This is a genomic window from Paraclostridium bifermentans (assembly GCF_019916025.1).
Taxonomy (GTDB): Bacteria; Bacillota; Clostridia; order Peptostreptococcales; family Peptostreptococcaceae; genus Paraclostridium; species Paraclostridium bifermentans.
In genome coordinates this window covers 3,292,277-3,304,778 of record NZ_CP079737.1, presented here as the reverse complement: position 1 = coordinate 3,304,778, position 12,502 = coordinate 3,292,277, and the positions used below count along the sequence as shown (strand labels likewise).

Below are 12,502 nucleotides of genomic sequence, written 5' to 3'. Positions count from 1 at the left end.
AATTTAAACCTCCGAACAAAATAATTAACAATTTCCACAAAGTTATTAACAAATTTAGTATTTATTTAAAAAAAATAATTTTATGCAAAAAAAATATGGATAAACATGTGGATAAACTGTAAAAAATAAAAAATAGCTTATAATTTATAGAAATTATGAACAATATGTATATAAAGTTATAAATAATATCAATAATAATAAAATATAGTTTATAACTTGATTATTATCTTTTACACAATAAGTTATGCACATTTTATCCACAACTTGTGAATAAATTTAAAATGTTAATAATATTTATAAACATTATCAACAAGTATATTTATAATATCAGAATATATGCTAAACTTCAATAATTTATATACAATTTATCCACATATTTAACGACTTGTTGATAAATATGTCAACAAAATTAACTATCATTTTTTACTATTAAATCTTGACAAAACAACGTCAAAAATACGTTGACAATAAGCCTAAAAGGATTTATAATTGTACGTGTTATGCTTACTTTGAGGGTAAAGTTATTATTTTTATAAACGGAAAATTAATCTTGAAAGGCGGTGCAAAAAATGAAAAGAACTTATCAGCCAAAGAAAAGACAAAGAAAGAAAGAACATGGATTTAGAAAGAGAATGAAAAATTCTAACGGAAAAAATGTTCTTAAAAGAAGAAGAGCTAAAGGAAGAAAGAGATTAACTCATTAATTTTTTTATAAAAGGGCTGCTGAAAAGTAGCCTTTTTGTGTAAAAAATTATAAATTTAAGCTGTGTTTTTAGGAGGATTTAGTATGGATTTCAAGAATACTAAAGGTATAAAAAAAGACTCTGATTTTAGAAAAGTATACAAACACGGCAAATCTTTTGCAAATAAATACTTAGTAATGTATATACTGGATAATAAATCAGACTTTAATAGAGTAGGGTTTTCTGTTTCTAAGAAAGTTGGAAAAGCTAATATTAGAAATAAGGTTAGAAGAAGAATAAGAGAAGGTTTTAGGTTAAACTGTGATGAGCATATAAAAGATGGATATGATTTAGTGTTCATAGCTAGAGTAGCTAGCAAAGATGCTGAGTATAGAGATATAGAGAAATCGGTTATGAGCTTGGTAAAAAAGTCTAAACTATTAAAAGGTTAATAAGGATATGGGGGATTAAATTGAAGCAATTATATAACTTATTAAATAATATAAACCATTATTTAACTAGAGTTTTTATATATATAGTAAGATTTTATCAAAAACACATATCTCCTTTAAAAGGACCTACGTGTAGGTTTTATCCAACTTGTTCTCAGTATGCGATAGAAGCTTTAAAAAAATATGGGGCACTAAAAGGATCTTATTTAGCCATAAGAAGAATATTAAAGTGTCACCCTTTCCATCCTGGAGGATATGATCCTCTAAAGTAATTATGTTGTAAAGTAAAGATAAAGACACTTTAGGAGGTATTAGAATTGAATTTTATTAGTAACTTATTAGGTCAAGTTCTTAAATTTATATTAGATTTTGGAATTGAATATGGATGGGCTATTATTTTATTCACTATAGTTGTAAAAGTAATATTATTACCATTAACTATAAAACAAACAAAGTCTATGAAGGCTATGCAAGATATTCAACCAAAAATAAAAGAGATACAAGAAAAATATAAGAGTAAACCAGAAAAGCAAAATCAAGAAATAATGAAGGTTTACCAAGAGGCTAAAATAAATCCGATGTCAGGTTGTTTACCATTATTAATACAATTTCCTATATTAATAGGTCTTTATAATGTATTAAGACAGCCGGTTACATACCATGTTTTCCAAAGTGCTGCTGCACAAAAAGCTGCGGATACAGGATTTTTATGGATGACATCTTTATCATCACCAGATAAAACATTAATAATAGCTGTATTAGCAGGGGTAACAACATTTATAACTCAAAAGTTAACTATGCCACAAGATCAACAACAAGGATCTATGAAGTTTATGACATACTTCATGTCATTCATGATGTTCTGGTGGGGTATAAGTTTCCCAGCTGGTCTTGCGTTATATTGGACAGTAAGTAACTTATTTCAATTAGCTCAATACTACTTAATAATGAATCCATTAAGAACTAAGCTTGCTAATTCTGGGGAGGGTGTAGTAGATGAAACAAAGCCTAGAAATAAAAAGTAAAAACATTGATATTGCTATATCACAAGCTTTAGGACAATTAAGAGTAAATAGAGAAGACATAGATGTAGAGGTTGTAAAAGAGCCGGTAAAAGGTTTCTTGGGATTAATAGGAAACAAAGATGGAGTTTTTAAAATAACTGTTAAGGAAAAAATAGAAGCTTCAGTTTCAAAAGAACAACCATTAAGAGAAAAAGAAATCACTATTGTAGACAAAAAAGAAAAAAGCAAAGAGTCATTAAAAGAGTCAGATGTAGTTAGAGATTTCGTATTAAATATAGTTAACAACTTAAATATGGAAGCTCAAGTTGATGTAAATCAAGAAAAAAATGTTGTTAAAGTTAATATAACAGGTAAAGATGCTGCAATATTAATTGGTAGAAGAGGAGAAACTTTAGATTCTATTCAATTTTTAGCAGGGTTAGCTTTAAACAAAGTAAAAAAAGACTCACACTTTAAGGTACTTATTGACATAGAAAATTATAGATCAAAAAGAGAAGAATCTTTAATAAGATATGCAAACAAAGTAGCTAGAGAAGTTGCTAAAACAAGAAAAACTAAAAAGTTAGATTATATGAATCCATATGAGAGAAGAATAATTCACTCAACTCTTCAAAATGATAAGTTTGTAAAAACTCATAGTGAAGGTGTAGATCCATATAGAAGACTTGTAATAGAGTATAAAAAATAGAATTAAAGCAAACCTCCTAAATATATAGGGGGTTTTATTTTTGAAAAAATTTTTATATAATAGTTAGATTGAGGAAATAATTTAAGTATATGAAGATTAAGCGATATACCATGATATTATATTATATAGAGCTTATTTAAATTTTAGATATATATTATTACAAAATAATATTAAGATTATGTTGATATACATGATATTATAGTAGGTAGAGTTTATTCAAATTTTAGATCGATATTATTACAAAATAGTATATAAAGTGATAAAATATTATTTTAAAAGATTGTGTATAAAAATATTAAATAAAGAGGTGATAGGATTGTTTATAGACGATACTATAGCTGCAATAGCAACAGCGCCAGGTGAAGGTGGAATCGGAATAATAAGAATAAGTGGAGAAAAATCACTTCAAGTAGCAAATGATATATTCAAGTCAGTTTCAGGAAAGAAGATCGAGGAATATAACACAAGAACGTTAATATATGGTCATATACTAGACGGAGAAAAGACTATAGATGAAGTATTAGTCGCTTATATGAAAGGTCCAAACTCATATACAACTGAAGATGTTATAGAAATAAACTGCCACGGAGGATTTATTTCTGTAAAAAAAATACTAGAATTAGTTTTATCTAAAGATGTTAGATTAGCTGATCAAGGAGAATTTACTAAGAGAGCATTCTTAAATGGAAGAATAGACTTAGCTCAAGCAGAGGCAATAATAGATGTTATAAATGCTAAGACGGAGATGGCTCACACTGTAGCTCAGTCTCAATTAGAAGGATCTTTATCTAAAAAAATAAAAGATTTAAGATTCGGTATAACAGAAATGCTAGCTCATATAACTGTTTCTATAGATTTTCCGGATGAAGATGTTGAGCACATAACATATAATACATTAAAAGAAAAATCACTAGAACTTCAAAAAGAAATAAATAAATTATATGATACAGCTGAAAGTGGAAAAATTCTTAGAGATGGATTGAAAACAGTAATAGTTGGAAAACCAAATGTAGGAAAATCATCACTTTTAAATGCTGTATTAGGTGAAAATAGAGCTATAGTAACAGATATTCCAGGAACTACAAGAGACGTAATAGAAGAATTTGTAAACATAAAAGGAATACCTTTAAAAATAGTAGATACAGCAGGAATAAGAGAGACTGAAGATGTTGTTGAAAAAATAGGAGTTGAAAAATCAAAAGAATTTTTCAATTCAGCAGACTTATCGATAGTTGTTTTAGACTCTTCAAGAGAATTAGAAATAGAAGATATAGAAATCTTAGAAGCTGTACAACCTAATAAAACTATAGTTTTATTAAATAAAACAGATTTAGCTCAAGTTATAGATATAGAAAAAATAAAACAGTTTGTAGATGAAAAAAATATAATAACTATATCAGCATTACAACATGAAGGTATAGAAAAAATACATGATAAAATAGAAGAAATGGTGTTTGAAGGAACGGTTAGAAATTCTTCTGATTTAGTTGTTACAAACTCTAGACATAAAGATGCACTATACAAAGCTAAACAATCAATTTCAGATGCTTTAACGGCTATAGACTCATATATGCCATTAGATTTTATAGAGGTTGATTTTAAAAATATATGGGATTACTTAGGTTATATAAACGGAGATACAGTAACTGAAGATCTATTAGACACGATATTTAGTAACTTCTGTATAGGAAAATAAATATAGTATGTTTTTCGTGAAACATACTATATTTATCAGAAAGGAGAATATATGTTAAATTTTGATGCAGGAAATTATGATGTAATAGTAGTTGGAGCGGGGCATGCAGGATGTGAAGCTGCATTAGCTACAGCTAGGATGGGACATAAGACATTAGTTATAACTCTTTCTTTAGACTCAATAGCTTTACTTCCTTGTAACCCTTCTATAGGAGGAACAGGAAAAGGACAATTAGTTAAGGAAATAGATGCTCTAGGTGGGCAAATGGGTATAAATATCGATAAAACATTTATACAAAGTAGAATGCTAAATACAGCTAAAGGGCCAGCTGTTCACTCATTAAGAGCTCAAGCAGATAAGGCTAGATACCATGAAGAAATGAAAAAAACATTAGAAAATGAGCCTAACTTAGATATAGCAATGGATGAAGTTGTAGATATACTAAGTGAAGGTAATGTTGTAAAGGGTGTAATTACAAAACTAGGATGTATATATCATGCTAAAGCTGTAATACTTGCAACAGGAGTTTACTTAAACTCTAAAATATACATGGGAGAAGTTTCTTTTTATGAAGGTCCTAATGCTTTAGGATATAGTAAATTCTTAACTGATAAACTTGTTGACTTAGGATTAAGAATGAGAAGATTTAAAACAGGAACTCCTGCTAGAATACATAGAGATAGCATAGACTTCTCTGTTATGGAATTACAAAATGGAGATGAGCGTGTAACTCCATTCTCATTTTTAAATAATGAATTAGCTAGAAAACAAGAGCCATGTTATTTAACAAGAACAAATTTAAACACTCATGAAATAATAAAGAGTAATCTAGGAAGATCTCCTATGTATGCAGGGGAAATAGATAGTACTGGTGCTAGATACTGTCCATCTATAGAAGATAAGATTGTTAGATTTAGTGACAAGGAATCACATCAAATATTTATAGAGCCAGAAGGAGAAAGTACTAAAGAAATGTACATCCAAGGTATATCAACAAGTTTACCTTACGAAGTACAAATTCAAATGTATAAAAGTGTTCAAGGGCTTGAAAATGCAAGAATAATGAGACCTGCATATGCAATAGAGTATGATTGTATAGACCCAACTCAATTAAAAACAACTCTTGAGATCAAAGGTGTAGACAACTTATTTAGTGCTGGTCAATTCAATGGAACTTCAGGTTATGAAGAGGCAGCATCTCAAGGTTTAATAGCAGGTATAAATGCAGCATTAAAAATTCAAGGAAAAGAACCATTTATATTAGACAGATCAGAAGCTTATATAGGTGTTTTAATAGATGATTTAGTTACAAAAGGAACTAATGAGCCTTATAGAATGATGACATCTAGATGCGAGTACAGATTATACTTAAGACAAGATAATGCAGATATGAGACTTACTGAAAAGGGTAATGAAATAGGACTTGTAGATGAAGATAGATATAAAAAATACTTAGAGAAAAAAGAGTTAATTGAAAAAGAATTAGAAAGATTAAAGACTGAAAGAATTACTCCTAAAGATATAAATCATCTACTAGAAGAAAAAGGAGCATCTCCTATAAAAGTAGGTTATTCTTTATATGAATTCTTAAAAAGACCAGAAGTTGATTATGAAATGATAGAAGCTGCTGGTAAAGGAGCAGGAGAAGAAATTCCTTATTCAGTAAAAGAACAATGTGTAATAATGACTAAATATGAAGGTTATATAGATAAACAATTAAAACAAATAGATCAATTTAAAAAGCTAGAAAATAAGAAGTTAAATGAAGACTTAAATTATTCAGCTATAGATGGTTTAAGAATAGAAGCTAGACAAAAGTTAGATGCTATAAAGCCTATATCAATAGGACAAGCATCTCGTATATCTGGAGTTTCGCCAGCTGACATATCAGTTTTACTTATCTATCTTGAACAACAAAGAAGAGGTAGAGGTGAAAAAAATGACTAATGCTGATATATTAAAAAAAGGTATTGAAGACTTAGGATTAAAATGTAGTGATGAAACTATAGATAAGTTTAGTAAGTATAGAGAAATTTTAGTTGAATGGAATCAAAAAATGAATCTTACTGGAATAGAAGAAGAAAAAGAAGTGTATATAAAACACTTTTTAGATTCTGTAGCTGCAGTTAAAAAAGGTTATATAAAAGATGGAATGTCTATAATTGACGTAGGTACTGGGGCTGGGTTTCCAGGACTTCCATTAAGAATTTGCTTAGAAAATTCAAAAGTAACACTTTTAGATTCTTTAAATAAAAGAATAAATTTCCTAAGTGAAGTTTGTACAAATATTAATATAGATGATATTGAATTAATACATGGAAGAGCAGAAGACTTTGGAAAAGATGAAAAATATAGAGAACAATATGATATAGCTACAGCTAGAGCTGTTGCAGGACTACCTATTTTAATGGAATTTTGTGTACCTTTTATAAAGGTTGGGGGATACTTTGTATGTTTAAAAGGACCAAATGCAGATACTGAATTAGAAGAGTCTAGAAAAGCTATGGAAGTTTTAGGTTTAGAATTTGTAGAAAAGATAGATGTAGAGCTTCCAGAAATAGAGCTAAAACATAATATAGTTGTTTTCAAAAAAGTAAATAGTACGCCAGCAAAATACCCAAGAAAAGCAGGCAAACCAGTAAAAACCCCAATAAAATAGAATGAAAATGTATATTTCCAAAGAAATATTTTTAAATTATATGTTAAAAAAAATATTTTAGAAGGAATATGTAGTTAAATGAAGAAATATTATACAAATAAGTAACTAAGGTAATTTCGTGTTTTAAATATATTTAGTTTTGGATGAGAGAGGGATGTTATGGAAGATAAAAGAGTTATGGAGATACCTATAGATAATATAGTTCCAAATCCATACCAACCAAGAAGAGTATTTTCACAAGCGGCATTAGAAGAGTTAAGTGAATCTATAAAGGTATATGGTATATTACAGCCTATAACTGTTAGGAGTAAAAGCAACAATGAGTATGAATTAGTAGCAGGAGAGAGAAGGCTTAGGGCATCAAAACTAGCTGGATTAAAAACTATTCCTGCTATAATAAATAATATGTCTGATGAATCTTCAGCTGTATTAGCATTATTAGAAAACTTACAAAGAGAAGATTTAAATTTTATAGAAGAAGCTATGGGTTATGAGAACTTGATAAAAGAGCATGAGTTCACACAACAACAGCTTGCAGCAAAATTAGGAAAAAATCAATCTACAATAGCTAATAAAATTAGAATACTAAGATTACCAACAGATATAAAAATAAAATTAGTAGAGAATAGTTTAACGGAGAGACATGCTAGAGCTTTATTGAAATTGCCAAATGAAGAACTTATGAGAGAAGTTTTAGAAAAGGTAATAAAATCAGATTTAAATGTAAAGAAAACAGAAAAGCTAATAGCAGATATATTAGAAGATTTAAAACAACCTAAAGATGGTGAAGATAAAAAACAAACTGTCAAAGGTATAATGGGAATGAGAATATACCTTAATACTATCAAGCAAGCGTACGAAGCTATAACTAATACAGGATTAGAAGCTAAGTATAAAGAGGTTGATAAAGGTGATCACATAGAGGTTGTTGTAAAGATTCCTAAAAAATAAAAGATTACTGCTTAGCAGTAATCTTTTTTTAAAAGGTTAAAGGGGGTTAAGTCTTATGAGCAAAGTAATAGCAGTGTTTAATCAAAAAGGTGGAGTTGGAAAAACAACTACAAATGTAAATTTAAGCGCTAGTGTAGCTAAAATGGGTAAAAAAGTTTTAGTATTAGATCTAGATCCGCAGGGGAATTCTACTAGTGGATATGGGATAGAAAAAAATGAAGTCGAAAATACAATTTATGAAGTATTAATAAATAATGATAGTATAGAGAATGCAATAATTAAAACTGAATTTGAAAATATTGATATAGTAGCATCAGCAACAGAATTAGCTGGAGCAGAAATAGAGTTTACAACTGTTGAAGAAAGAGAATATATATTAAAAAAAGCAATAGATAAAGTAAGAGATAAATATGATTACATATTTATAGATTGTCCTCCATCTTTAGGTATGCTAACTATAAATTGTTTAACAGCAGTTGATAGTGTTTTAATACCTATACAGTGTGAATACTATGCTTTAGAAGGTGTTAGCCAGCTAATGGAAACTATATCACTAATTAAGAGAAGTCTAAATCCTAATTTAGAGATACAAGGTGTAGTTTTAAGTATGTTTGATGGAAGGGCGAACCTGTCAATTCAAGTAGTAGAAGAAGTAAAAAAATACTTTAAAGGAAGTGTGTATACAACTTTAATTCCAAGAAATGTAAGGTTAGCAGAGGCTCCAAGTCATGGTAAACCAGTTATATACTATGATTCTAGATGTAAAGGTGCTGTTGCATACTTAGAATTAGCAGAAGAATTTATAGATTTAGAGGAGGATGTGATATAGAATGGAAAAAACGACAAGACGTTCAAATAGACTAGGAAAAGGGCTAGGAGCTTTAATTCCAACTATAAAAGAAGAAATAGATTCAAAAGACATTGTTAATATAGATATAAAGAAAATTTATGCGAACCCAGAACAACCTAGAAAAGTTTTTGATGGGGAAAAAATAGAGATATTATCAAATTCTATAAAAAACTATGGAGTTTTACAGCCTATAGTAGTTAAACCAGATGATGAAGGTAAATACATGATAATAGCTGGTGAAAGAAGATATAGAGCTTCAAAAAAAGCTAATTTAAAAGAAATGCCAGCTGTTATAAAAGATATACCTATGAAAGATTTAATGGAAATAGCGCTTATAGAAAACTTACAAAGAGAAGATTTAAACTCTATAGAGGAAGCAATAGCTTATAAAAGTTTAATAGATCATTATAGTGTGACTCAAGAGGAAATTTCTGAAGCAGTCGGAAAAAGTAGACCTCACATAACAAATACTTTAAGACTTTTAAACCTTAGTAAAGAAGTTATGGCTATGGTAGAAGATAACAGAATTACTCCAGGGCATGGTAAAGCTCTTTTAAGAGTAACTGATTCAAAAATACAATTAGAGTTAGCTAACAAAATAATAGATGAAGAATTATCTGTTAGAGAAACTGAAAGATTAGCTAAAAAAATAGTAGAAAGCGAAACTCCAGTTGTTGAAAAAAGTAAAAAACAAAAAGATATATATATTGTGGATGTAGAAGAAAGACTTACAAGTCTTTTAGGAACAAAAGTTAACATTTCTAAAGGCAAGAAAAAAGGTAAAATAGAAATAGAGTACTATAATGATGATGATTTAAATGGCATAATATCATTATTGTTAGAAGGACAAGAAGCATAAGAGAGGGGACTTAATATGATTTACTTAGATAATGCAGCAACTACATTTCCAAAACCTAAGGAAGTATATTGTGCAGTTTTAGATTGTATGGAAACTTATGGAGCTAATCCAGGGAGAGCTGGGCATAAACTAGCTATGAGAGCGGGTAGAGAGATTTACGAGTGTAGAGAGAATATAGCTAAACTTTTAAATGTATCTAATCCTATGAATATAGTGTTTACACATAATGCTACAGACTCTTTAAACCTTGCTATAAAAGGGGTTGTTAAACCTGGAGATCATATTATAACAACAAGTATTGAACATAACTCAGTTATAAGACCTATAAAGTCTTTAGAGAAAAAAGGAGTAGAAAATACTATTGTTAAATGTGATAAATTAGGACAACTAGATCCTGAAGATATAAGAAAAGCAATAAGACCAAATACAAAATTGATTGTTACAACTCATGCATCAAATGTATGTGGAACTATTGTTGATATAGAATCTGTAGGTAATATAGCTAAAGAAAATAATATATTATACTTAGTGGATGCATCTCAAACATTAGGGGTCTATGATGTAGATGTTCAGAAACTAAATGTAGATATGGTAGCAGCTCCAGGACATAAATGTTTACTTGGACCACAAGGTACAGGTATTTTATATATAAGAGAAGGACTTAGTGTCGATATATTAAAAGAAGGTGGAACAGGTAGTAATTCAGAAGACTTATTCCAACCTAACATGATGCCTGATAGATATGAGTCAGGAACTCATAATACACCTGGTATAGCAGGTTTAAATGCAGGTGTTAAATTTGTTCTAGAAACAGGAATAGATAAAATTAGACACCATGAAGAAGAACTATGTGATTATATGCTGAAAAAACTAAAAGAGGTTCCTAATGTTAAAATATATGGACCTTTAGATAGCAAAAAAAGAGCAGCTGTAATTTCTATAAACATAGGGGATATAGATTCAGGAGAATTAACATATTTACTAGACGATATGTACGATATTGCCACAAGATCAGGAATTCATTGTTCACCACTTACTCATGAGACAATAGGAACGCTTGTACAAGGTACTGTAAGATTTAGTTTTGGATACTTTAATACAAAAGAGGAAATAGATAAAACTGTCGAAGCTTTGATAGAAATAGAAAAAGAAATTAATATGTAAAAATATGGGTGATTTACCTCAGTAGTATGGCTATAAAGAGGGAATCACCTGTATTTTTATGTACTAAATTAAAAATAAATGGCGCCTAAAAAAATAAATTAGTGTATTTATGATAAATATAAGTTATAATTTTATTATAAGAAAATGTTTTCTAGGGGGGACAGGCATGGAAATTTTAAGCTTAGGAGAAAAAATTAAGAAATTAAGAAAAGAAAAAAACTTAACGCTTAAAGAACTAGCTGGAGAAAGAATTACTGCAGCTCAAATTAGTCATATAGAAAGAGACAAGTCATACACTAGTTACGAGTTATTAGAATATTTAGCAAGCCGTCTTGGTGTAAGTGTAGACTATTTACTAGAAACAAAGGAAATGCAAGCTAAAAAGATAACTGATAATTTAATAATACAAAGTGAAATTTATATAAAATGCAAAGATTTAGAAAAAGCAAAAGAAGAAATAAATAAAGTTATGTCGATATGTACAAAGTATCAATTAATAGATAATTATGGGAGATGCAATCTATTACTTGCTACGATAAACCTAAAACAAAAAGATTATAATGCTGCTATAATTAACTTTGAAAAATCATTATATTTTTTCATACAAAATAATGATAAAGAGAATATAGCTAAATGCTATATAAACATAGGTAAAATTTATATGGAAGAAAACTTCCATAAAGGAGCAGTAAGTAACTTCAAATTTGCTGAAGATATTTTAGAAGAAAATAAATTAAATGATTCAAGTGTTAAAAAAGATTTATACAGCAACATATCATTTTGTTATACACAACTAAACAAAGATGATGAAGCTTTAGAGTATATAGAAAAAATTAAAAACTTAGATATAACTGTTAACACAAAAGAAGAAGCTGAGTTAATGGTATCTAAAGCGAATAAATTAATGGGTATGGGTAAATATGAAGAAGCTAAGCAACAATTTAGATTAGCTTTAGAACTTTTAGAAGAAGAAGATAATAAGAATGAATTAGCTAATGTTTATTTAAGAGTATGTGAAGTTTATGAAAATATAGGCGACAGTGAAAAAGCATTAGATTATTCAAAAAGAGCTTATGAAATAAAGAAATATGATGAAGATGAATGTTCAATTAATGTTATTATAAAAATAATACAATCATACATTCAATTAGAAAATTATGAAGAAGCTAGAAAATATTCGAAGTTAGCACTAGCTAGTTCAATAAAAAATAAAAATAAGTATTTTGAATATAAAGCTCTTAAATATTATTCTCAAATATACAAAAAAGAAGAAAATATTAAAATGGCAATAGAATATATACTAAAATGTATAAATATAGTAAATGAACTAAACGACAGGAAAACTCTTGCAGACTTATATATAGAATTAGGTCAACTATATACAGATATCTCAAAAGAAAAAGAACTAGAGTATTATCAAAAAGGTGTTTGTTTATATAAAAACTTAGAAATTATTTAAAAAGACTCTTTAATAA

General features: G+C 28.5%; 13 protein-coding genes. All 13 read left to right on the top strand.

All coding sequences use genetic code 11. The annotated features are described in order from the left end of the window. The first annotated feature begins 569 nt into the window (after positions 1-569). The 13 genes from rpmH to KXZ80_RS16005 all read left to right on the top strand — a co-directional run bounded on the left by rpmH (position 570) and on the right by KXZ80_RS16005 (position 12,486). A complete protein-coding gene (rpmH, locus tag KXZ80_RS16065; RefSeq protein ID WP_021127392.1) occupies positions 570-704 on the top strand; it encodes a 50S ribosomal protein L34 in 135 nt (44 codons plus the stop codon). Between the two features lie 83 nt (positions 705-787). After that, positions 788-1,135, top strand: coding sequence for a ribonuclease P protein component (gene rnpA, locus KXZ80_RS16060; protein WP_021428044.1), 348 nt, complete (start codon positions 788-790; stop codon positions 1,133-1,135). 50 nt (positions 1,136-1,185) lie between these two features. Then, a complete protein-coding gene (gene yidD, locus KXZ80_RS16055) occupies positions 1,186-1,407 on the top strand; it encodes a membrane protein insertion efficiency factor YidD (RefSeq protein WP_035118300.1) in 222 nt (73 codons plus the stop codon). 45 nt (positions 1,408-1,452) lie between these two features. Beyond that, positions 1,453-2,160, top strand: coding sequence for a YidC/Oxa1 family membrane protein insertase (locus tag KXZ80_RS16050; protein WP_021434340.1), 708 nt, complete (start codon positions 1,453-1,455; stop codon positions 2,158-2,160). Further along, the gene (jag, locus tag KXZ80_RS16045; protein ID WP_021434339.1) at positions 2,132-2,848 is read left to right on the top strand and encodes an RNA-binding cell elongation regulator Jag/EloR; all 717 of its coding nucleotides are present in this window, start codon (positions 2,132-2,134) and stop codon (positions 2,846-2,848) included. The genes KXZ80_RS16050 and jag overlap by 29 nt, the downstream gene beginning before the upstream one ends. Positions 2,849-3,164: 316 nt before the next feature. Beyond that, positions 3,165-4,544, top strand: a complete 1,380-nt coding sequence (gene mnmE, locus KXZ80_RS16040; protein WP_021434338.1) for a tRNA uridine-5-carboxymethylaminomethyl(34) synthesis GTPase MnmE — start codon at positions 3,165-3,167, stop codon at positions 4,542-4,544. Between the two features lie 51 nt (positions 4,545-4,595). Next, a complete protein-coding gene (gene mnmG / locus KXZ80_RS16035) occupies positions 4,596-6,491 on the top strand; it encodes a tRNA uridine-5-carboxymethylaminomethyl(34) synthesis enzyme MnmG (protein WP_021434337.1) in 1,896 nt (631 codons plus the stop codon). Then, positions 6,484-7,203, top strand: a complete 720-nt coding sequence (rsmG, locus tag KXZ80_RS16030) for a 16S rRNA (guanine(527)-N(7))-methyltransferase RsmG (RefSeq protein ID WP_021428030.1) — start codon at positions 6,484-6,486, stop codon at positions 7,201-7,203. The genes mnmG and rsmG overlap by 8 nt, the downstream gene beginning before the upstream one ends. A 159-nt stretch (positions 7,204-7,362) precedes the next feature. Further along, entirely contained in the window at positions 7,363-8,154 is a 792-nt protein-coding gene (gene noc, locus KXZ80_RS16025; RefSeq protein ID WP_021427994.1) for a nucleoid occlusion protein, read from the top strand. A gap of 55 nt (positions 8,155-8,209) precedes the next feature. After that, the gene (locus tag KXZ80_RS16020) at positions 8,210-8,983 is read left to right on the top strand and encodes a ParA family protein (protein ID WP_021428117.1); all 774 of its coding nucleotides are present in this window, start codon (positions 8,210-8,212) and stop codon (positions 8,981-8,983) included. Position 8,984: 1 nt separating this feature from the next. Continuing rightward, positions 8,985-9,863, top strand: coding sequence for a ParB/RepB/Spo0J family partition protein (locus tag KXZ80_RS16015; protein ID WP_021434336.1), 879 nt, complete (start codon positions 8,985-8,987; stop codon positions 9,861-9,863). A gap of 15 nt (positions 9,864-9,878) precedes the next feature. Beyond that, the gene (locus tag KXZ80_RS16010) at positions 9,879-11,027 is read left to right on the top strand and encodes an aminotransferase class V-fold PLP-dependent enzyme (RefSeq protein ID WP_021434335.1); all 1,149 of its coding nucleotides are present in this window, start codon (positions 9,879-9,881) and stop codon (positions 11,025-11,027) included. Positions 11,028-11,193: 166 nt separating this feature from the next. Continuing rightward, the gene (locus KXZ80_RS16005) at positions 11,194-12,486 is read left to right on the top strand and encodes a helix-turn-helix domain-containing protein (protein ID WP_021428119.1); all 1,293 of its coding nucleotides are present in this window, start codon (positions 11,194-11,196) and stop codon (positions 12,484-12,486) included. Positions 12,487-12,502 lie beyond the last annotated feature (16 nt).